The organism is Nocardia sp. NPDC050412 (genome assembly GCF_044458825.1).
In the GTDB taxonomy this organism is placed as follows: domain Bacteria; phylum Actinomycetota; class Actinomycetes; order Mycobacteriales; family Mycobacteriaceae; genus Nocardia.
In genome coordinates this window covers 52,075-72,275 of record NZ_JBITIJ010000027.1, presented here as the reverse complement: position 1 = coordinate 72,275, position 20,201 = coordinate 52,075, and the positions used below count along the sequence as shown (strand labels likewise).

The following is a 20,201-nucleotide window of genomic DNA, read 5'->3' as shown; positions in this document are numbered from 1 at the left end:
TCAACGCATTCGCGATCACCTTCGCCGACCGCTGGCCCGACGCCCAAACCTACTGAGAGAAACCGCCGGAAACACCGTTAGCGAGATAGTCCCCTAGGGCTCGGGTCTGTCGATGCTGGTCGCCATCCTTTGGGCAGTGTCGCTGATCTTCACTGCCGTGCTTGCGTTTCCCGCGGGATATTGGTGGCGCGGGCACCGGCTCCAGGGACGGCATGCGGTGGGGAATGTACCGAGACAGGACGATCCGTGGGAACCAGGCAATGCCCTGGCAGCCGAGAACAGCGATGATACGACCGAGGTGCCGGAACGTCGACCCGGGTGGCGGGCACAGTGGTCGTGGGGTGGCGACCCGGACGATGACACTGAGGTCCTGCCGATAGCTGACGATATACCTGACACACCTGTCCGTTGCCGACGAGGTTGAGCTGACTTCGCTGCTGTGACCAGGGTGGCTCAGTTTCAGTGGCAGTCGGTGATGTAGCGGTTTGTCATTGAAGCTGAGCTAAATCGTCGTTCATTTCGTCGTTGATGTTCGGGCGTGCTCGGCATGAGCGGCGATGAGTTCGGCGACTTGGCGTGGTTGCAGGCTTGTAGTGTCGATGACGTGGGCTTCGCGGTTGTGCCATGCGCGGGCGGCGTCGTAGTCGTCGAGGTGCTCGAAGCGCCAGGGAGAGTTCGGTTTTGCGGGGTCGGTTTCGATGCGTCGCAGGAGTTCGTCGCGTTCGGCGTGAAGAACGAAGTGATGCAGTGGGACGCCGGCGTTTTCGAGTCCGGCGCGGATTTCTTGCCAGTATTGGTGGACAAGGACTGACTGGGGAACGATGAGAACACCGCCGACGTAATCGAGGATCTGGGTGGCTGTGGCGACGACCAGTCCTCGCCAGGGCTGCCAGTCCTGGAAGTCCCGGACGATCTCGGTGCCGAGGACGTGGCGGAGCATGAGCCCGACCTCCTCGGTGTCGAAGATCCGCGACTGGGGCAGCAGAGCGGTCAATTCTGTTGCGGTCGTGGTCTTTCCGGCACCGAAGGTTCCGTTCAGCCAGATGATCATAGGATCGAGAGTATCCGGGATAGGTCGGCGGCTGGGCCCGCGGCGATCGACATCGTGGAAGTCATTGTGCTGGTCCGGAATATGACGTTGAGGTCCAATGGTTCGACTCACTGACGCTGCCGCACAATCCGAAGCGATCACATTCGCGCGCCACACTGTCGCACAGGTCCCCAAATAACCAAACCGCACTCGACGGTCCGCGGCGGGCACCCGTCGCCGTCACGTGTAGGAGTTGCGCCGCAACGACAAGCAGTTCGGTTCGAGCCCTGTCAGACTTGCGGGAAGGTCGATGGGAGGCGTAATAGCTCCGTGCATCCGAATCATGTTGGGAGGGTGGCTATTCGGGTTGCCATGCCCGTTCCCCGCCGGTGTCGACGGTGACGCGGCCGATTTGGACGTCGGCGAAGTGAATTCCGAAGCCGAGGGTGTCAGGTTGGGTGAGTCGGTCGATCAGTCGACGAGCCGTGGATGTGGATTCGGCGGGATTGGCGTCGACGGCGGCGTTCAGTTCGGGGTGGGTGATCTGCAGTGGGGTTTGCATGGCGTCACCGAACACGATCAGCCGGTTGTGGGACGAGGTGATTTCGTAGGCGAGGTGGCCCAGGCTGTGCCCGGGGGTGGCGAGAGCACGCACTCCCGGGAAGATCTCTTCACCGTCGGCGATCGTGTGGACTTGGGCGCTGAATGTGTCGAGCATTTCTGCGCTGATTCCGGCGGTGGCGGTGTGGTCGCGCTGGTCCCATTCGGTGTCACCGACGAAGACCGGGATATCGGCGAAAGGGCCAGCGGTGGTCTCGGGCATCGATTGCCATAGCCAGCCGATGTGGTCCAGGTGCAGGTGGGTAATGGCGATCAGTTCGATGTCGGCCAAGGTCTTGCCTGCGGCGGAAAGGCTGGAGAGTAGTCGCCCGCCGCGCATTAGCCCGTAGGGAGTGGGCACTGCTAGTGGTCCGAAGCCTGTGTCGATAAGGATGGTCCGGTTGACATATTCGATCAGCAGTGCGCCGATACTGGCGACCAGGTATCCGTCGGGGTTGATCAGATGCGCGTGCTCGGCCAAGATCTGGTCATCAGAGCTGGGCAGCCATACGCGGGGGTCGAGCAGAGCGACCCCGTCGGGTAAGTAGGTGACGCGGTGATCACCTAGCTGGCGCTGATGGCTTGTTGCGGACCGGGTGAAGTGTTCCGGGCTCACGGTCATAGTGGAGGCTCCTGTCGGATCGGTTTGGGGCGGACGTGGGAGGCGGTGCGCGGGATCGGGCCGAGCGTGGCGTGTGTGAGCGCTGGGACGACGCTGGTCAAGACGGCCTGGTGGCCGTGTCATGGCGTGAACAGGCAGGGTGCGCTGGTCGCCGCCTGCTCGGCCGCGACGATGCCGGCGGGGGTGCCAACGTTCGCTGAATGCATATCGCCTCGCTTGAAAGTTGTTGGTGGACAACGACTACCGACTGCTACGGGTCGGGTCCGGCGTTCGGATACGCGTCGACGGCGGCGGAATCACCGCTGTCGAGCTCGGCTGATGCGTCCCATCCGTCTGTCGTCTCGGGTATGGCGACGGTGATCACTGACTCGATCTCAGTTCCGGTGTCGGAGTGGTTGTTGGCTGCGGCGTAGAGGCTTTGGCGAGCGCGTTCGATCAGCGCCTGCGGCGTCGGGGGTTGTTCTGCGTCGGGGTCGGCCGCCGCGGTCTCGGTGCCGCGATCCGCGCGGCGCAGGCTCTTCAGTGAGCGCCGCACGCTGGCGGCGATGGCCGGGGCAGTGTAGGTGCGCCAGGCAACGTTGAGGTCATCGAGGCTGTAGTGCCGGTAGGTCTGGACGCGTCGATCGAGGTACCTGCGGGGGGCATTGAAGACGCGTTCGCGCTCTTTGCCGTCCATGCCGAGCGAGGTGGCGGTGGCCGCGGCGCGTGTCCACAGCGCCGCCATGTTGCGTCGAAGCTGTTCGGCTGCAGCAGGTTCCGGATCGGCGGTGACTGCGTTGGTATCGAGTCGGTGCTGGCGAGCGACAGTAACCGCGGCCATGTCGGCGAGCTGTCGGGTGTCCTGGACAACCCGTTTAAGGTTTCGACGCCGTGCCGGCGATCGCGTTGGGAGCAACAGTAGTTCGTCGGTCCAGGCACGGCCGGATCGCCCAGCCATGCGCGCTTGGTCGACCCAACCCGCGGGCATCCCGTCTGCGCGTACTCGGATCTCGGTCAAGTCCCGATCACGATCGACCTCAGCGATATGGTCGAGCAACTCGGTGCTCTCCGCGGAGCCCGGCGTGGTCATCGGTACGGCATGGCGCAGCCGCTCGCCGAGGTCGGCGAGCTGATGGATCTGGCGTAGGAGCGCAGCCTGCTCGGGCGGGATATCGCGAATCCGCAGCACCGAGATCGGGCCGGTCACGCCTCGTCCTCCTGCCACATAGGTGCCACCGCAGGTATGTCACTCGATGCGAGGTCGCTGCTCCAGGTGTCGGTGCCCGCTGAGTCACTGAATATCGGTGCCGCCATGACTGTCTCGACATCGGCACTGTTGGTGGGGTTCGCAGCGTCGACCGCGGTATCGATGGCCGCGCCCGGTGTGGCCGCTGGCCGGAACAGTGGTGTCGTGGGCGTGAGGGCGGCGCTGATCGCGGGCTCGAGCGTCTCGCGGGAGGGCAGTGCCACTGCCGTGTCGATCGCAATCCCGGCTTCGGCCAAACCACGGGCTTGCAGTGCGTCGGTACCGCTGTCTGTGCGTGCCACTTGGTGCCAGCGTTGCGCGAGACCCTCGACCGCGACAGCGTCGAGCATCGCCACCCCTGCGGCCACCCAGTCGCCTTCAGTGCCCCACAACTGGTGAACCTGTTCAGCATCGACGCCGAGCAGGTTCGCCACTCCGGCAGTCCTGGCCCGCAATCTCCGCAGGTTGTGATCCAATCGTGCGCTCGCCGCGTCCTCGGTCCTGGCTGCGATCCGGCTGCAGGCGGCGGCGAGGGCGGTCCAGTCGCACAGGCGTTGAACCTGTGTGTCAAGGCCACCGAGGATCTCGTCCCAGTACAAAGGCTCCACTGTGCGCAGGTAAAGGTCGGGGCTCCACCGCACTGCTCGGTCACCGCACTCACGAATGTGATCAACCGGCGCCCGCGGCACCCCACAGGACAGTGCGACATCGGACAATGCTTCACGCAGCGTCGCGCAATGATGGAAGACCTCGAACCAGGACGGCGGTGGGCGTTGCCCGCTGTGTTGCTGGTGCTGCGTCGCCTCGGCCAGCATGGTGGCGACGGCGACCGACTCGTTCTGCAGGGACCAGAGCACCCGCGCCTGCGGCCGCGTCGGCGTGATCACAACTCCGCCCCTCCCGCCGCACCGTTTACCGCGAAGGCTCTGAAATCGGGGCCGAACCCCAGGTGCTCGATCGCGGTTTTCGCACCGGGGGCGCCGAACCAAGCGGCGGGGATCCGTTCGGCGTGCAGTCCTGGGATGTTGAAGTGTTGGTCAGGGGTGCAGCGGTGCAGGGGGCCGTTAGCGGCGTCGAGGATGTAGCGCATGTGGGGGTCGATGTGGCGCACGAACAGCGCGCTCATCGCGGACTTGTCCTCTGCCAGGCGCGCTGCTTCGAAAATCCTGTGCAGGCTGGCGAAGCGGACCGCGACCGCTTGGTGGCGCCACCACTCCCGACACCAGCTGTACTGGCCTTCCCGGTTGGCACCCGCGATCCGCACCGCGGTGACCGGCAGCAACCAGTCCTGCACGAAAACGCTGTAGTGGGCGAACCGCGGCGGCGGCTTGGTTGGCTCATGTTGCTCGCCCTCGGGCGCGGTATCGGGTAGGCGGTCTGCGGGGGCGAACCACCCGGCCGGGACGGGCTCGAACGGCAGCGAGGGTGTGGCGTGGTGGGTGGTGCGGGTGCATCGGTGTAGTGGGCCGTTGGCAGCGTCGAGGATGACTTTGAAGTGGGCGTCGAGGTGTGAAAGCAGGAACGTGCTGAGGCCGTTGGCGGTCTGTGCGCGTCGTTGGGCCTCGAATGCGCTGTGTAGGTGAGCAATTCGCACGGCGACGCTGCGGTGGGCCCACCACTTGCTGCACCAGGTGTAAGTGTTCTCCCGGTTCGCTTCAGCCAACCGGACGTTGATCGTGGGAAGCAGCCACTTTTCGGTGAACACGGTGAAATGCCGGTATGCCGGTGGCATCGGCTTCTTCTTGCCCGCGGCCGCGCTCATGACCGCTCACCGCCGTCTGCCGGATCGTCGTCGATGACCTGAGCAGGCCCGGTGATCGGGTGGGCGGCTTTCTCGAAGCGCTCCAACGATTTTCGGATCAGGGGTGCGTATTCGGTGTCGGACCACCAGATCTTGTGCACGACTACCGGTCCGTGGTTCGGGAGTCGTACCAGGGCGCGGTCTTTGGGCAGGGCGGCCAGTAGCGCGACGTCGAGGATGGGTTCGGGGCGCCAGGTCAGGGTGCGGTTGACTCCTCCGGCGCCGTGGCTTCGGGAGCGGTCGGCGACATCGTGGGGGCCGGTCATCGCCGACCAGTGTTCGAGGTAGTCGACCGCGGCGATCCCGCCGCCATAGACCTCGATTGATTGGGCGCGCATCGTCTTGAGACCATTTGCGCCCCAGAGGTCTTCGCCTTGTTCGAGGACTTGCAGGATCGTCATGAGGATGATCCCGCTGCCACCGGCGTAGGTGTAATAGGAAGGCAATTCCGAGATGCGGGCGCAGTTGGCGGCCTCGTCGAGCACCCCGAGCAGCGGCACCGCTAGGCGCCCATCCGAGCGAGCCCGCGCCTCCTCGAGCCCAGCCTCGAGGATTTGGCCGACCAATGCTGCGGTCAACGGTGTGGCTCCGTCAGGCCCGGCCATCGACAGCGCATACAGGGTGTCGGTGGAGGTGACGAATTCGGCGGGTTTGAATTCCGGCAGGCTGTGGGTCGGGCCCTGTTCGGTCTCGTCGATGACGATGCGGGTTTTGCGGGTCTTCTTGTCGGTTTCCTCGCGTACCGCTAGCAGCTTGCGCCGGGGTGGGGTGACCAGTCGGGCGTAGCCTTCGTCGGAGAGCACGTTGAGATATCGGCGTGCCATGTCGTAGAGGCCGTCGCGTTGGCGGGCGTAGAGGGCTTGGGATTCGATGATGCGTTCGGCGGGCCGATGATGGCCGTAGTGATGCAGGACCAACGCCGGGGTCTGATCCTGGTCTCTGCCCAGCCATTCGGCCACATGCAGCAAATCCCCACCCGCACACGCCGCCGCGTACATATACAAGCTCAGTAACTCTTGAGCGCCACCGTCGAAATAGGAATCCACTCGCGCGTTGGCAGCCTGCGACACCGACCCGGAAGCGGCCGAGACAAAGAACCCTGCCAGCTTTCGGGCCGCTGGCAAGTTCGTGACCTGGGTGAGCAGGTTGACCCAGAACCCGCACTCGATCGTGCCGGTGACCGCTTGCAGATCACACAGCCATACCCGGCCTCGCTGTTCGCGCCCGTAGACGGTGTGCCGGTACAAGTCCGGTCGGATCGAGGTAGCCAGGCACGGCCCCCAGGCGGCCAGAACCGCAGGCACCGCCCAGACCATCGTCTTGCCGGTGCGGGCGCCGGCTGCGAGTGTCACGCACATTTCAGCTGGCACGAATAGCTCTACGCCGCCGATCACTGTCTTCCCTAGCGGTGGACCCTTAAGGGCTTGAATCGCTGGGTCGGCGTCACGGAGGAGTCGCAGGTTGGCGACCGCGTTATCGCTCGCGCGGGCCAACCGAATCGCCGCGGGTCGTTGCATCGTGCGCGCAGCCGCGTCGATCTCACTGCGGGCACTCAATGCCCGCCAGCCCGCGATCACCAACGCGGCACCTGCAGCGGTGAAGACGACAGCCAGCACACTGGACTGCCACGGCCAACGGTGCTGTCCGGCAACGACTTCCAGCAGCGCGGTCACCGGATGGCCGGTGACAGGCAGTCCGGCCCACCAGCTGCCCAGGCTCAACGCCGCCCACAACACCAGCGCGAAAGCCACCAATGCGAGGAACACCATCAGCAGCGTGGTTTCCTCACCCGGACCGCGTTTGGTACGGCGACGCGTCTCTCGTGTCGAGATCATGATCAAGGCCCTCCAGAAGTGGAAAGGATTGGGGTGAAACGGTTTTCACAGCGCCACGTCGGCGTCCACGCTGTGGGTGCGGTGTGTGGTCGCAAGGTCTTCCTCGACGCCGTCGGCGGGGCCCCATTCGGCGAACTCCGCGCCGGGCAGAGCGGCGGTAGTGGCGTCGTCGATGGCCGCGCCACCGCCTCGATCGGTGCGCAAGAGCCCGTCGCGGGCGTTCTCGAACCCGTCGGCCAGGGATTCGGGGACGGCCAGGTCGCGTTGCAGCTGTGTGTTGGGATCGATCAGCGGGGCGCCAGCGTGTTCGTGCCGGTAAGTGCCATCGCGTCCTGCTCGGTAGGCGGCCTCGATATCGGCGGGTAGGACACCGGTGTCTGCGGCGTCGACGCGCGCGCTGCGAGCTTCTGCGAGCAGGGATTCCAGTCGTGCGATGTGGGCCTGGTCGTGTTCGGGTGAGCCGTCCCAATGTTCGGACAGCCAGGCGTGTTCGGCGGTGAGATCCTGGAGTCGGCGTAAGGCCTCGCGCTGGCGTGCGGCGCGTTCGTCGGCGCCGGTGTCGAGGTCGCCGAATTCTTCCTCGGCGGCCAGCAGCTGATCGGTTTCGGCGATGATCGCGTCGACCTCAGTCAGACTGGCCAGTTCCGGGCCGCGGCCACCGAGGGCTCGGTCAAGCAGACCGGTGCGCTCGGCGTCGCGTCCGGCGGAGTGCTGCGGGGGCTGCCAGCGCGCGCGGTCTTGATCGGAGCCGTTGGTGGTGGTTTCGATGTGGCCGGTGACTTCGGCGGCTTGGCGCAGGTTGCGCCACACCAGAGCGTCGACACCGAGTTCGCCAGCGGCTTTGGCTTGGTCGATCCGGCTGTAGGCGGCGCGGGTGGCTTCCGGTCGAAGCTCCCATCCCGAGACTGCGGCTTGTAGTTGTTCCCACTGTCTGCGGTGCTCGATGGATTCGTGGCGGCCCCACTGGGCGGCCAGCTGATCGGCTTGGATGGTGAATTCTTGCTTCTGCTCGGGAGTTTCGGCGAATGGCGCGACCAGCCGCAGTTGGTAGTAGCGGGTGAAATCGGCCCGTATCTGGGCTTCGGTCGGGTCGGCTACGTCGTGGTAGTAGGCTGGATCGGTGGCTGCGTGTCGTGGTTCGGGCCAGCTCATCGCGCAGACCATTCAGATGTGGTGGACATCGTCGACCTCCGGTGAGGGAAGGGCATGCGCCGCGACCGTTATCGGCGGTGCGGCGGTGTTCGGATGTCCCCTGGCAGTGCGGTTTCGGCGCCTCCGGTCAGTACCCGTGACCGGTGCGTCGACGAAAAACGATTGCTGCGAATACCTCTGGTGGATCAGTGATCGGCGCAGGGTTGGATTGGTGGAGTTCGGCTAGTAGGGTTCGGTGCCCAGGTCGATCTGGTGGTGCGGGTTGGTGGTCTGGTCGCCGTGGTCGGGTTCGCTGTCCCAGCTGTGGGCGCCTTCGGGGAGGGCGGCGGCGATGGCGTCGGTGATGGCGGTGGGCTCGGCGTTGTGATCGGATTCGCTGACGACGTTGTTGATGGCCGCGTCGACGAATTCCGCGCGCAGCGACGCGGTCGCGGCGTCGATCATCTGTTGCGGTGTCGGTGGGATAACCTGCGCGCCAGCGACGGGGATGCCGGTATCGGGGTCGGTAGGAACATAGGGCGGAATCGCTAGGTCGGTGCGCACAGTTGCGTAGGAGTTCCATTCGTTGACCAGCGTCAATTCGTCATAGGTTGCGAGATTGACCGCGAGCTGTCGCCGGACGCCTTCGGCAACCGGACCCCACAGTTCGCCCGCCTCGGTGGCGGTGATCTGCGCGGCGTGCGCCAGAGCGGTCACTCGTTCGTGGTAGAGCTGCATGTTCTGTGCGAACTGCGCCCCGGCGATGGGATTGGTGGCGAAGCTCCACCGTCCGGTCGCGATGCGGTCCGCGCGGGCTGCGGACAGCCCGGCCATCCGTTCCAGATGCCACAGATCTAAGGACAGCATGTCGACGTAGAAGTCTTGAGCGGCGTTGTCGCGTAACGGGTTCTGTCGCTCCCCGGCATCCACGCGGGGGCGGGTGCTCTGGATGCCGAGTTCGCGGGCGTCCTCGATCCAGGCCGGTTCGATCCCGGCGGTGAGCGCGGTCTGTTCGGTCTGTTCGCGCTGGGCTTCGAGCCCGTCCAGGTGTGTTTGCCACGCCGTACGTGGATCGTCGTCGACGGTGAGGGCTTCGAAGTTCTCCCACCCGCCGTCCAGGATGCGGGTGTGTTCGGCGGCCAGCAGCCGGATCCGCAGCAACAGTTGCGCCTGCCATTCGACCACCGACTGCGGCGGGGAGGATTCGGGTTCGGGAGTCGTCATCGTCATCGCGCCTCACCGCTCGAACCCGACCGACGCCCCGGGTTCGGGAGGACGAATATTGGGTTCCGACGCTGGTTCGCTATCCCATTCCGCTGCTACATCGAGCGGCAACGCGGCGTCGACTGCAGCGCCGATACTCGAGTTGGCACTCGCCTCAGTCGGTGTTCCGGTGAGGGCTTGGGTGGCTCGTTCGATGAGCTCGGGCGGCGTCGGGGGCGGCGCCACATTGGGGTCCTGTATCCGGTCGGCGGCGAGGTTGTCGACGCTGCGCCAGGCTTCATGTTCTATCCCACGCCAGGCATAGGCACGCCATCGTTCGTGGAGTGCGGCGTCTCCGTAGCGGTGCACAGTCGCTGCCACCAACTGCGTCCAGCCCGCCTGGTCGCGGCCCCACAACTCGGCCCCCTCCTCACTGGTCAATCCGATGACATGGCCGGTGTCGTACGCGCGGGACCACAGGGCGACCATGTTCCGGTCAAACTGTTCGTGTGCTTGCGGGTCAGGCGGGAATCGTCCGTCCGCGCCGCGGAGTCGGTGGGCGACATTGATCGCGGCCATGTGCTCGAGCTGCCACACGTCGCCTGCGATCCCTTCGACCATATGGGCGCGTACGGGGTCCTCGCCGTGGCGCATGGTGGGTGGGGAATGCACGCTGTCGCCCCATCGCAGTCCCCGCTCTCCCATCTCCCGTGCCTCAGCGATCGCCGCGGGCGGAACACCAACGGCGCTGGCATGGATCTCGATCTCGTGACGATCGGCGGCCAGCGCCCGCAGGTGAGTGCGCCAGGTCTGCAGCGGGATTTCGCCGCCGCCGTAATGGGGTTCGTAGGTCGGATGCCCCCGCAACAGCAGCTGCATGTGGTCGGCGGAGGCGTTCTGGATGCGTTCAAGCAGTCGCAGCTTCCAGCTGGGCAGCCTCTCCATCCCGGGTATCGGTTCACTCATGCTTGTCCCTTCCTGAAAGAGATTGGTATTCGGTCGTTTCCGGCTGCCAGAGGCTGCCGAGATCGACGGTCATGGTTCTTGTCCGTGGTCGACCTCGGCCACCGCCGACGCGGGCGTCGGGTCGGTCGTGGTGTCTGCGGCTTCGAGTGCTGCGGGCGGGTCGCCGGTCAATCCGGCGGCCTCGATCGCGGCGTTGATTCCCGCGGCGTCGGGATCTCGGTCGGGGTCGGTGACCGTCAGCTGCGCTGAAGGCCGGTCGAGTGTGGTGAGGGCGTCGGCGGCGAGTGAGACCATCCGGTCCGGGGAAATCGGCATCTGGGCGGTGATGTCGTCGTGGGTTATCCCGGCGGTTTGCAGCACGATCACCGGCATCGTGATGGCGGTGAAGTCGGTGAGTGCCACCTGGTTCCAGCGCGCCGCCAGCTGCTGGTCGCTGTGTGTGGCGAACTTTGCCGCGACCGCGGTCGACCAATGCTGGGCGCCGCGCTGCCAGATCTGGTGGCGTTCTTCTTCGCTCAAGGTCAAGGCGTGCGACACCGCGCCCAGGCGCTGCCAGGTCATCCCCATCACCCGTCGAAACCGCGCCACCGCATCGACATTCAGCTCGCCACGGCGGGTATAGATGGCGGCCACACCGGCCATATCCTGCAAACCCCGCACCTCGATGCCCAACGCCTCGGTCAGTACGGCCCGATCGACCTGTCCCGACCCGAGCAGTACTTGCCCCGGCTGCCACTGCCTGTCACGCTCACCCGCGGCGCGAACATAGTCGATCCATGCCTTCGGCACACCGACCGCCAACGCCACATCCTCGAGCTGTTCGCGCGACCGCTCACCGATACGCAACTGCTGCACCACTTCTGGCGGAACACTCACGTGTCCGGCGTGACGGGTTCGCTCGAGGCGCTGCTGGTTGTCGTAGGCCAGGTTCTGCACGGCTTTGAGCAGTTGCGCCTGCAGCGGAGTCGGTGTATCCATCTCACCGGCCCCCACCTGCAGCAGAGGCCATCACTGTTGTTGTCGTTGTCGCTGTCACCGCTGCATCCCCAGATCAGGGATCGGCGACACATGCGTCGTGGGCGGATCTTCTTCGGGGCCGAAATCCATGTCCTCAGCGAGGGTTTCGCTGGTGAGTCCGGCGGCGTCGACCGCTTCTGCGATCACTGATCCCGCATCGGGGTCGGGGCCCGGATCGCCATCCAGATCAGCGAACTCGTGGGTGATGTGGGTGGCGAAACTCAGTTCCTCAGTCAGCCCCGCGATGTCCTCGACCGCGACTGACGACGACCTGCTCCGCGCTTGCACCGTCACATCGAGATCGTCGAAATCTTCGACGATGGCGGCGTCGATGATGTCGGTGTAGTCGGTGCCGGTGTCTTCGACGAACCGCTCGGCGTAGGCGTCGATCTCGTCGTCGAGTTCCTCGGACAACCCTTCGGCGCTCTTGGCTGCGGCGAATGCCGCGGCCGATGCCATCGCTTCGCCGGTTTCTCCGTGCGCGCTGAGGGTGTCGCTGAAACCGGCTGCGCGGTGGCGACTCTCGATGAGCAGTTCCTTGTATTCGACATCGAGTTCATGCAACTCGGCGGCGCGGGTCTCCCGGTTGGCGTAGGCGTCGATCTTCCACTCGTGGAGTTCGCTGTTCTGCTCGCGTTCGAGCTCGCCCGCTGCGTTGCGGCGGTCCAGATCGGCGTCGGCGCGTTCGGCTTGCCCCTCCTTGATCCACTGCTCCATCTCGTGCATCTCACTGCCACGCTCGATGCGGGCACGCACTTCATCGACCTTGGCGGTGTTCAGTTCCCGCGCCAGGCCCGCGGCCTGTCCGGCGTTGAACACGCGCTGGTGGTGTTCGATGACCGACCGCAACTCTTTGGCGTCGGCCAGCCGAATCCGCTGATCGGACTCCGCCCTCGATCGTGATTCCCCACCACGTCCCCGCATCAGAGCAGCGGTGGTGTGCGCGGTTTGCAACGCTTGAACGAAGCCCTGCCGCATCGCCTGACTGGATTCTTCGACGGGATCTCCACTCATGGCAGAACCCCCAATCCGGATAACACCCACGCCGATACCGCCGTGGTGCGGGTGGCGTGGGCGTACACCGCCCACCTGATCGGCGGCTGGTCCCCCGGTTGCAGGTCCACACCCAGCACGCGGCTGGCCGTAGTCGCGGTGTCGGTGGGATGGTCGTCACTGGTGATATGAGCCGACGTGGTGGTCGCGGTGGCGGAACCGCGCCACTGCTGCCATTGCGTCGGGCTCACCGGCGCCCACACAAGAGCAGCGGATTCCGCACGCCCAGCGAACCCGGGATCCATCAACACCCGCGCGGCACGAAACGCCACCCGCGCATCGGTTTGCTCGCTCGGGCGATAGCCGAACACGGTGCTCACCGCCGCGGTCAGGACTGCCTCGGCCGAGCACGGGTCCACCGTGTCGAAGGGCAGGGCGAAACTCACTGTGCTGCACTGTTGTTCATCGTTGGTGGCGGGGTGGGGTGTGTTCGCGGCGCAGGCTGCGGTCACGGCAGCGAGGGAGATGGCCGCGGTCAGGACTTTTGGTGGGGTCATGCCGGCTCCCGGTGTGGGTGTAGGAGGCCGCCGAGGTCGGTGGCGGACCAGTCGACGGCCTCGTGGCGGTTGCATTGTTCGGCGGCCGGGTTGTGCACTGGTTCGCTCACCACGTCCAGCACCAGCGCGCAGGTGCGGGCGGTGTGGTGCAGGTTCTCGACGTCGATGCCGCGGGTGCGGGCCATGATCAGGTGCAGGGTGGCCGCCTGGGCACCCCATTGGGTGCGGGCTTGCCCGGCCAGCCAGATCGCTTGTCGCGCTGAGGCTTCCGCAGCCGCAGCACCGGTGGCGATGACGGTGTCGCTGGCAAACCGGTCGTGCCAGATGACGCGCCCGTCGCCGCGGCACACGGTGAAGGCGTTCATCGTGGCGGCAGACCACAGCATCAGCCGCGGGCCCCGCGCCGCCATCGCAGCCAGCCGCTGATCGGCGCTGCGGCGAGCGGCTTCGATCTGGCGCAATCCTTCGTAGTCGATCCCGGCCTCGACCAGCAATGCGGTCAGAAATCGCTCGAAGGCGCGGCCGTCGGTGAACTTGTGCTCGACCGCGACCCGATCGAATTGGCGGGTACTGGTGAACCCGTGCAACTCGGCCGCACGCACACGCACGACCATCTCCGGTGTGACACCAGAGTGCGGGGCCGCTACTGACGGTGTGGTTTTCATTCTCGTCCTCCCGGGGTGGTGTCGAGGGGTGAGGGGGCGGGTTTGCTGTAGCGGCGCACGGCCATCCGTTCTCCGTCGAACGCCGATAACGCAGTGAGAGTGACGTTTTGGCCGCTTTGCGGGCTGTGTAACAGCAGGTCGCGGCCTTGAGCGTCGCGGCCGTAGTAGATGCCGACGTGATGGGAATCCGTATCGCCGGGCGCGGTGAAAAAGATCAGATCCCCCGGCGCCCGCTCGGCATACGGAACCGGTTGCGCGCTGGGGTGGTCTTGCTGGGCTTGGGTGTAGTGCGGCAACCGGATTCGCCCGCCCGAGGCCTGATAGATCGCATATAGTGTCAGGCCCGAGCAGTCGAACCCACCGCTGGTCGGACCGTTGGTGTCGCCGCCGCCCCACACATAGGGGGTGCCGATCCATTTCATCGCCGCCTCGATGACCGCGCGACCGAGGGCATTGGCGTGCGCGGGTAGTGGCGTCCCGGATCCGTTCGGCCCGCACCCAGCGGGTGAGGACCCGTCCTGGGTGGAGGGCATCGAGGCGGTGTCGATATCGGCGAACATCGCATAGAGCCGTTGCGCTAAATCCAGTTGCGCCCCATAGGCATTCGGTGCCGATTGTTCGATCGCCTGCGCCAGATCGGCCGGTGACATGTGGGCGGCGGCGGGCCCGAGTTGGGCGGCGTGGTCGTAGAACCAGTTGATTTGGTAGATCGGGTTCATCAAGGTGGCGATACCGACTGATCCCCAGACGCTGGCACGCATCTGGTGCGGGCCGAGCGAGTCGTGGTCGTAGCCCAAGCCGTCGTTGCTGTAGGTCAGCGATTCCGGCACCGCGGGGTTGGCCAGGTTGCGGAAGGTGGATTCGGTTGCGGCGGCGATCAGTTCGGCGATGATGATGTTCTGTGTCATGCCGCGTTGTTTGCCGATCGCGACACCGTTGCGGGCCAGCTGTAACTGGCGTTCCGACAGCCCCGCCACCGATTGTCCGGTGGCACCGCTGACCCCGGCGGCACTGTTGGCCAGTGGGGCTGCACACGAACGGGCCGAGTCGACGCCGACAACGATCAGCAGTAGTATGATCAGCGCGATCGGTAGCGAGATCGCTGTCGCGATCACGGTTTTCGAGGTTTCCATCACCTACTCGCTTCCCCTGCTGCAGGCAGGTTGTCGAAGCGGCGGTTGGTGTTGTGGATGTCGGCGGCACGCTCGGTGGGGGTGAACACCAGCCGGAACGGGATGCCGGGTTCGTTGGCTTCGCCGGTTTTTAGCAGGAAACAGCCTGTGCCGGGCGGGGTTTCGCGGCGTGAGGGGTCCAGGTCGTCATCTGAGGGTGGGCGCGGCGCCGCCCATGAGGTGACCAAACGCTTCTCGGTGTCGGTGATGCCGACCGCGTTGCGGATGCGGTTGATCTCCTCCGGCCCCACCGGTCCGATCAGTTTCGCGCGTGCTCGCTCGAAGAACCCGAGGGCTTTGGCTTGTACGCCAGCGGAGTCGAAGGCGGCGAGATCTTTGATGGTGTGGCTGCACATGATCAGCCCGGTCCCCAGCGCGCGATTCAGCCGGGTCAGGGCATCGACGCGGTCGACCATGAACTCCCCCACGCCGAGCACACGCCAGATCTCGTCCATGACGACTTCGAACGTTCGCGCCGGGGCGAGCCCGGCATCAGCGAGGGCGTGCGCGGCGGCGACCGCGCCGAAACCCTCGCTCCAGCAGACCATCAGCACCGCCGCCAGGAGCTTGGTGTCGCCTTCGGGGATGCGAGAGACATCCACACACACCGCGGGGCTGGCCAGATCCAGGCGGGTGGTGGTCGGCCCGTTGAAAATCGCACCGAAGGGCCCTTCGACCAGCGCGCGCAGGGACCGGCGCAAGGTTTTGGTGCTGGCACGGTAGGCAGGTTCGTCGTCTTCCTCGGCGAACTGGCGCAGTTGGTCGCCACCGCCGGCGATGACCTCGAGCAAGTTCGACAGCAGCGGCGGGTATTCGTAGCTGAAACCACCTGCGGGGCTGTAGAGTTCGCGCAGCCCGGCGGCGAGGAGGACTTCTTCGTAGTCGGCGACGCGGGATCCGCGTACGAGTTCGATGAGCCCGGCGACGATGTTGACCTGTCCGGCTTCCACTCGCGCGGTGACCTGGCGGCGCTGGTCGGGGTCGGTGAGTCGTGCGACCACACCACCAAGGGCGCCGACATCGAGCGGGTTGATGGTGCCGTGCCCATAGCCGACGTCGACGACCTGCCCGCCGAGTTCCACGACGAGGTCGCGGTAGTCGGGTTTGGTGTCACCCATGCACAGCACGGTTTCCCCGGCCGCGACCGCGCCGGTCACCATGCGCCGGATCAGGCTGGATTTGCCGAAGCCGTTGAGTGCCAGGACGAACGCGATCGGGGCGGTGATGAAGCCGCGCAGAAACCAGCTCATCGGGTCGAAATGCACGGGCGCGCCGGTGATGTAGTGCGCGCCGACCGGGGTGCCGACGGTGGGGGCGCTGGCACCGACGGTGAATGGCCACAGCCCACCCACTTGCACGGTCGTTGCACGCCATTCCGGCATGCCGGGCACTACCGCCGCGCGGCCACCGCCGAGCCCACGATAGCCGCGATCGGTCAGCGCCAGCAGCGATCGATCGAAGCCCTCGCGGCCGGTTCCCTCCCCGCGGCGGGCCGCAGTGGCCCGGCGATGATCATCGCTGGATATCGCCAGCCGTGCCCGCCAACCACGCAACCCAGGCTTGGCGGCAGACGTCTCGATCGCGGCGCGCGCCCGCGGTGTGAGCACCCGGACACCAGCGACGGTCTCGGTGCGCGCGGGCCGAGAAGACTTGGGGCTGAACCCGTTCAACTCGACACCCGCTTCGAGATAGAGGTGTGCTCGGGCAAGATCAACCCGATCCCGAGGCTGGCGGCGAATGCGGCGGCCTGGCTGCCGTAGCAGCGGCGGACCCCCAGCCGGGAGGCGGCGGCCATCGCTTTCACCGACGCCTCGATTCCGGGCAAGTCCCCGTCGAGGTGATCGGTGATCGTCACCAGCACCCCGAACCGGGTCAAACCGGCCCCACGCGCCTGCTCCTCCCGGGCGGCTTGGGTATTGCCGACCCGGATCCGCGCCGAGGCCGAGGCGATTCCGCGTTCGGTCTGCTCAGCCGCGACCGCGTCACGAAAATCCGAGTCCACCAACGTGGTTGCTTCAGCAGCCGAATGCAGCCGGTAGACGATCGCCACCCGTTTGCGGGGCACGTCCGCTCGTGGGCGCAGTAACTCCTCGAGCACGGTTTCCATGACCGCCCCGCGCGGGGCGGCGTCCATTTCCCAGGTAATCGAGCGGGCGCCGTCGTGCAGGTAATGATCCCAGCGGTCCCTGTGCGCCAGTGGGCCGACCGAATCCCAGGACTGCGTGCGGACGATCTCGGCGCCAGCGGCTTCGACATCGCGTTGGGAGGCGAGGTCGTAGCGGGTGCGAACCAGCCCGAGGACCTCCCACGCCTGCAGTGGTGTCGCCGGGAGTCCCGCACGAGCCAGCTGGAATAGGACTCCTTGCAGGCGTTGCCCGATCTCGCGGGCCTGCTCGGCCTCATCGCGGCGGATGCGGCCCTTGCCGATCGCGCGGTAGGTGATCGCGATGCGCGCCTCGATCCGCACCCCGACACCACCGATATCGGCGGCGGCTTCCCGCATCACCGCCTTCGCATACGCCGGAGCATCCGGTCGCACCAGGCGGGCGACCTCCCGGGCCTGCTTGAGGCGGGTCTCGACCACGTTGTCCAACACCGCGGTCACCGCGACGACTTCACCACCGCGACTCTGAGTCGCCAGGAACTGGCCGTAACCTTCGACCCAGGCGTCGATCTGAGTTTGGTCGACGAGCTCTTTACCGCGTGGGATCACCCGCAGCACCACCGTGTAATGGTCGCTGCGGCGGATGTGGAGCATGGCGAAGCGTTTCCCGCCCGCCGTCTCGTATTCCGACAGCCGCGAATCCGCCAGCAGTCCAGGCAGTTTCGCGATGCCCGGGATCTTGGAGAATCGTCCGGATTGGTAGACGTGCTCACCGCGGGCCGCGGCAGCGGCGAACTGGATACGCAGCAAGGCGATCTCCCAGCCGGTGCGGCCGTTACGAGTGATCGCCAGTGGGGTGAATACCAGTGCCGAGGCCGCGACCAAGCTCGCGGCCACCGACAGTGACCGGGTGATCATGAACCCCACCATCACGGCGATGATCAAGGCGAGACCGAGCATGGACACACCCCAGGTCAAGCCGAAGAACCCAGCAGAGCGAGGGCGTTCCCAGCGACCGTACATGCGTGTGGTCATCGCTGAACCTCCCCCGGCCCCAACGCATCCGGATCCAGACCGCCCTCCGCGGCGTCTCGTGTCTGAGTCTCGATAGCCGAAGCCCCCTGCTTCCCCAGTTGCACACCCGCCATGACCGCCGCGGCGACCCCGGCACCGGCTCCACCACCACCGGCCGCTTCCCCGCCGCTGCCTGCATCGGACCCGTTCGACGACTTCGCCGCTGCGTCTGCGGGAGGCGGTGCACCACCACCATTCGAACCCCCACCTGAACCGCTGTGGCTGACACCTGAACTGCCCGCCCCAGAGGGCGAGGCACCGTTGCCACCACTGCCATCAGGCAGTGGGCGACCCCCTCCACCACCACCACTTGGTCCAGGAGGGTCCCTGGGTGGTGGTGATCCGCCGCCCGGGTCGTTCTCGCCTTCGCTGACCTTGCGTCCTCGCGAGCGGTCTCCCAGCGATGCCATCGCTACACCGGCAGCACCGCCCGTCAACACGGCCGCCGCGCCGCCCCCACCTCCGAGAGTCGCCACCGCGGGTGCGACCAGCCGGATCAACGCGGGCAAAACGATCACTGTCATGACCAGCAAGATCAGACCTAGGAGCACCAGCTGTGGATCCTTCTGATCACGCCCGGCCACGGTAAACGCCATCGCATAGATCAAGGCCCCGACCGGTTTCCATAACACGAACGCCAGCGACCAACTCAGCAGACGCTTGTATGCCTGGGAACCTGGCCCTGTCCCAGAAGCAGCCGCCGCGATCGGGATCACGGCGACGACCAGGATCAGCAAGGCTTGCCGCAGCACCAGCATCACCAGCTGTATGAGCATGCTGATGATCCCGAGGAGGAACAGCACGAACAAAACACCAGTTCCCAATCCGGAGTTGTTCGTCCTGAGATCAAATTGGGTCAGCTCAGCGACGATGTTGTGGGCGTCGCCTCGGGATGAGTCGAAGATCACCCACTCGGCAAAGGCGTCACCGGCGCGGGTTCCGGCGGTGATGACCGCGGCGAAGGCCATTGAGGCGAACACTGCCCGGCCCAACATCAGCAGGCTTTCCTGTGCCTCCCCAGCGACCCCACCACGTTTGGCCAGTGCGAGCCGTGCCGCCGCGAACATGATTCCGCAGGTGAGCAGCAGCACCTGGAGGCCGCTGGTGTATTCCCGGATGCCCGACAGTGTCGGTCCGAGTCCTCCCTGGTTGTCGGTCAGTTGCGGTGAGGGCAGCGCTGTCCACCAGGTCATGACGAACCGCAGGATGTTGCTGAAGCTCTCCGCGAATTGCGCGACTATGTCGTCGAGGGCCGAGCCGGCCGCGTCGGAGGCGGCCTGTCCGAGCTGTTCGCATGCCTGTTGCGGCCCCAGTGGCATGTCGCAGACATCGGGGATGTGCAGCTGGGTTCGCCATGTCGTGATCGCGGTGACCGGAGTACCGGCGAGGACAATATCGGTCACGACAGGCCCTTCCAGGTTCCGAATCCGGTCAAAGATGAGACGGAAGTGCCTGGGCCCCAGAGTGTTTCGATGTTCTCTGGCACTCGCACGCGCCAGTCGCCGTCGATCCACACCATCGGCCAGGTCGAGATCGTGTAGCCGATGTCGTTGTGCGTGGCGAACTGCACCAGGGCGAGGTCGTCGCGGTAGCCGGGTTGGATCCGGACGCCGTCGGGAACCACGACGTAGCGGGCGGCGTCTAGGGTGCGTTCGCGGGAGCGGGCGAACCGGTCGAGTAGCGCTTGCCCTCCGCCGTAGTAGCGTTCGCGCACGACTCGCTGCCAGACTCGGTCGGGAGCGGCTAGCGCGCGGGCGAGCGCGTCGGCGGCAGCCAGTGCCGCGCCTTGTGGAGTGTGGGCGAATCCTGTTGCGATGCCGTCATGAATTCGGACCGGTCCGTCGCTGCCCGATGCCGGCAGTGCCGCCCCACCCCAGCCGCGCTGCCACTGCATCCGAGCGGGCGGGGTCCTCAGGTAGTCCGGGCTGGCGGGGTCGACGCGGGTGCTCGGATCTTGCGCAAGCGCGACACCGGATTCGTCGTTGGGCACCTCGAGGCGGTTGCCGAACAGGTCTGTCGTCGGCGGCCGGGGAATTGTGGTCGGCGGCAACTCGGGAAAGGTGCGCTCGGTCGGTGCGGGGGTATTGCCGGGGTCGGCGGGGAGGTCGCGAGAGCTGTTATTGGTGATGGTCAGTACGAACACCGCGATCACCACGGCGGTGATACCGGTGAGCAGGATGATCAGCAGGCGATGAGATCTCATGAG

Annotated in this window: 18 protein-coding genes; all 18 read right to left on the bottom strand. The window is 66.0% G+C overall.

The window, feature by feature from the left end; genetic code table 11:
- Window positions 1-514: 514 nt before the first annotated feature.
- The 18 genes from ACIBI6_RS39930 to ACIBI6_RS39845 all read right to left on the bottom strand — a co-directional run bounded on the left by ACIBI6_RS39930 (window position 515) and on the right by ACIBI6_RS39845 (window position 20,198).
- Window positions 515-1,051, bottom strand: a complete 537-nt coding sequence (locus ACIBI6_RS39930; RefSeq protein WP_396960329.1) for an ATP-binding protein — start codon at window positions 1,049-1,051, stop codon at window positions 515-517.
- Between the two features lie 337 nt (window positions 1,052-1,388).
- The gene (locus tag ACIBI6_RS39925) at window positions 1,389-2,252 is read right to left on the bottom strand and encodes an MBL fold metallo-hydrolase (RefSeq protein WP_396960327.1); all 864 of its coding nucleotides are present in this window, start codon (window positions 2,250-2,252) and stop codon (window positions 1,389-1,391) included.
- Between the two features lie 250 nt (window positions 2,253-2,502).
- Entirely contained in the window at window positions 2,503-3,438 is a 936-nt protein-coding gene (locus ACIBI6_RS39920) for a hypothetical protein (protein ID WP_396960325.1), read from the bottom strand.
- Window positions 3,435-4,364 carry a hypothetical protein gene (locus ACIBI6_RS39915; protein WP_396960323.1) on the bottom strand — a complete coding sequence of 310 codons (930 nt, stop codon included), beginning with the start codon at window positions 4,362-4,364 and terminating at the stop codon, window positions 3,435-3,437. Before ACIBI6_RS39915 ends, ACIBI6_RS39920 begins: the two co-directional genes overlap by 4 nt.
- Window positions 4,361-5,239, bottom strand: a complete 879-nt coding sequence (locus ACIBI6_RS39910; protein WP_396960321.1) for a DUF4913 domain-containing protein — start codon at window positions 5,237-5,239, stop codon at window positions 4,361-4,363. The genes ACIBI6_RS39915 and ACIBI6_RS39910 overlap by 4 nt, the downstream gene beginning before the upstream one ends.
- Window positions 5,236-7,113 (bottom strand): type IV secretory system conjugative DNA transfer family protein, encoded by a 1,878-nt coding sequence (locus ACIBI6_RS39905; RefSeq protein WP_396960319.1) that lies wholly within the window; start codon window positions 7,111-7,113, stop codon window positions 5,236-5,238. The genes ACIBI6_RS39910 and ACIBI6_RS39905 overlap by 4 nt, the downstream gene beginning before the upstream one ends.
- A gap of 45 nt (window positions 7,114-7,158) precedes the next feature.
- Window positions 7,159-8,265, bottom strand: a complete 1,107-nt coding sequence (locus ACIBI6_RS39900; protein WP_396960317.1) for a hypothetical protein — start codon at window positions 8,263-8,265, stop codon at window positions 7,159-7,161.
- 222 nt (window positions 8,266-8,487) lie between these two features.
- Complete coding sequence (locus ACIBI6_RS39895) at window positions 8,488-9,468, bottom strand: hypothetical protein (RefSeq protein ID WP_396960315.1); 981 nt, start codon at window positions 9,466-9,468, stop codon at window positions 8,488-8,490.
- Window positions 9,469-9,480: 12 nt separating this feature from the next.
- The gene (locus tag ACIBI6_RS39890; protein WP_396960313.1) at window positions 9,481-10,413 is read right to left on the bottom strand and encodes a hypothetical protein; all 933 of its coding nucleotides are present in this window, start codon (window positions 10,411-10,413) and stop codon (window positions 9,481-9,483) included.
- Window positions 10,414-10,482: 69 nt separating this feature from the next.
- On the bottom strand, window positions 10,483-11,391 hold the full coding sequence (locus tag ACIBI6_RS39885) for a hypothetical protein (protein ID WP_396960311.1): 909 nt from the start codon (window positions 11,389-11,391) through the stop codon (window positions 10,483-10,485).
- 54 nt (window positions 11,392-11,445) lie between these two features.
- Window positions 11,446-12,444, bottom strand: coding sequence for a hypothetical protein (locus ACIBI6_RS39880; RefSeq protein WP_396960309.1), 999 nt, complete (start codon window positions 12,442-12,444; stop codon window positions 11,446-11,448).
- The gene (locus tag ACIBI6_RS39875) at window positions 12,441-12,980 is read right to left on the bottom strand and encodes a hypothetical protein (RefSeq protein ID WP_396960307.1); all 540 of its coding nucleotides are present in this window, start codon (window positions 12,978-12,980) and stop codon (window positions 12,441-12,443) included. Before ACIBI6_RS39875 ends, ACIBI6_RS39880 begins: the two co-directional genes overlap by 4 nt.
- Entirely contained in the window at window positions 12,977-13,588 is a 612-nt protein-coding gene (locus tag ACIBI6_RS39870; protein ID WP_396960305.1) for a hypothetical protein, read from the bottom strand. The genes ACIBI6_RS39875 and ACIBI6_RS39870 overlap by 4 nt, the downstream gene beginning before the upstream one ends.
- 53 nt (window positions 13,589-13,641) lie before the next feature.
- Window positions 13,642-14,778 (bottom strand): C40 family peptidase, encoded by a 1,137-nt coding sequence (locus ACIBI6_RS39865; protein WP_396960303.1) that lies wholly within the window; start codon window positions 14,776-14,778, stop codon window positions 13,642-13,644.
- Window positions 14,778-16,487 carry a hypothetical protein gene (locus ACIBI6_RS39860; RefSeq protein ID WP_396960301.1) on the bottom strand — a complete coding sequence of 570 codons (1,710 nt, stop codon included), beginning with the start codon at window positions 16,485-16,487 and terminating at the stop codon, window positions 14,778-14,780. The genes ACIBI6_RS39865 and ACIBI6_RS39860 overlap by 1 nt, the downstream gene beginning before the upstream one ends.
- Window positions 16,484-17,956, bottom strand: a complete 1,473-nt coding sequence (locus ACIBI6_RS39855) for an SCO6880 family protein (RefSeq protein ID WP_396960299.1) — start codon at window positions 17,954-17,956, stop codon at window positions 16,484-16,486. The genes ACIBI6_RS39860 and ACIBI6_RS39855 overlap by 4 nt, the downstream gene beginning before the upstream one ends.
- Window positions 17,953-19,398: a hypothetical protein gene (locus ACIBI6_RS39850; RefSeq protein WP_396960297.1), complete on the bottom strand. Its 1,446-nt coding sequence runs from the start codon at window positions 19,396-19,398 to the stop codon at window positions 17,953-17,955. Before ACIBI6_RS39850 ends, ACIBI6_RS39855 begins: the two co-directional genes overlap by 4 nt.
- Window positions 19,395-20,198 (bottom strand): hypothetical protein, encoded by an 804-nt coding sequence (locus tag ACIBI6_RS39845; protein WP_396960295.1) that lies wholly within the window; start codon window positions 20,196-20,198, stop codon window positions 19,395-19,397. The genes ACIBI6_RS39850 and ACIBI6_RS39845 overlap by 4 nt, the downstream gene beginning before the upstream one ends.
- Window positions 20,199-20,201 lie beyond the last annotated feature (3 nt).

Excerpts from the sequence above, each read along its gene's own strand:
- ACIBI6_RS39930 (WP_396960329.1), bottom strand. The coding sequence starts at position 1,051 with ATGATCATCTGGCTGAACGGAACCTTCGGTGCCGGAAAGACCACGACC.
- ACIBI6_RS39925 (WP_396960327.1), bottom strand. The coding sequence starts at position 2,252 with ATGACCGTGAGCCCGGAACACTTCACCCGGTCCGCAACAAGCCATCAG.
- ACIBI6_RS39910 (WP_396960321.1), bottom strand. The coding sequence starts at position 5,239 with ATGAGCGCGGCCGCGGGCAAGAAGAAGCCGATGCCACCGGCATACCGG.
- ACIBI6_RS39905 (WP_396960319.1), bottom strand. The coding sequence starts at position 7,113 with ATGATCTCGACACGAGAGACGCGTCGCCGTACCAAACGCGGTCCGGGT.
- ACIBI6_RS39900 (WP_396960317.1), bottom strand. The coding sequence starts at position 8,265 with ATGAGCTGGCCCGAACCACGACACGCAGCCACCGATCCAGCCTACTAC.
- ACIBI6_RS39895 (WP_396960315.1), bottom strand. The coding sequence starts at position 9,468 with ATGACGACTCCCGAACCCGAATCCTCCCCGCCGCAGTCGGTGGTCGAA.
- ACIBI6_RS39890 (WP_396960313.1), bottom strand. The coding sequence starts at position 10,413 with ATGAGTGAACCGATACCCGGGATGGAGAGGCTGCCCAGCTGGAAGCTG.
- ACIBI6_RS39885 (WP_396960311.1), bottom strand. The coding sequence starts at position 11,391 with ATGGATACACCGACTCCGCTGCAGGCGCAACTGCTCAAAGCCGTGCAG.
- ACIBI6_RS39880 (WP_396960309.1), bottom strand. The coding sequence starts at position 12,444 with ATGAGTGGAGATCCCGTCGAAGAATCCAGTCAGGCGATGCGGCAGGGC.
- ACIBI6_RS39875 (WP_396960307.1), bottom strand. The coding sequence starts at position 12,980 with ATGACCCCACCAAAAGTCCTGACCGCGGCCATCTCCCTCGCTGCCGTG.
- ACIBI6_RS39865 (WP_396960303.1), bottom strand. The coding sequence starts at position 14,778 with ATGGAAACCTCGAAAACCGTGATCGCGACAGCGATCTCGCTACCGATC.
- ACIBI6_RS39855 (WP_396960299.1), bottom strand. The coding sequence starts at position 17,956 with ATGACCACACGCATGTACGGTCGCTGGGAACGCCCTCGCTCTGCTGGG.
- ACIBI6_RS39845 (WP_396960295.1), bottom strand. The coding sequence starts at position 20,198 with ATGAGATCTCATCGCCTGCTGATCATCCTGCTCACCGGTATCACCGCC.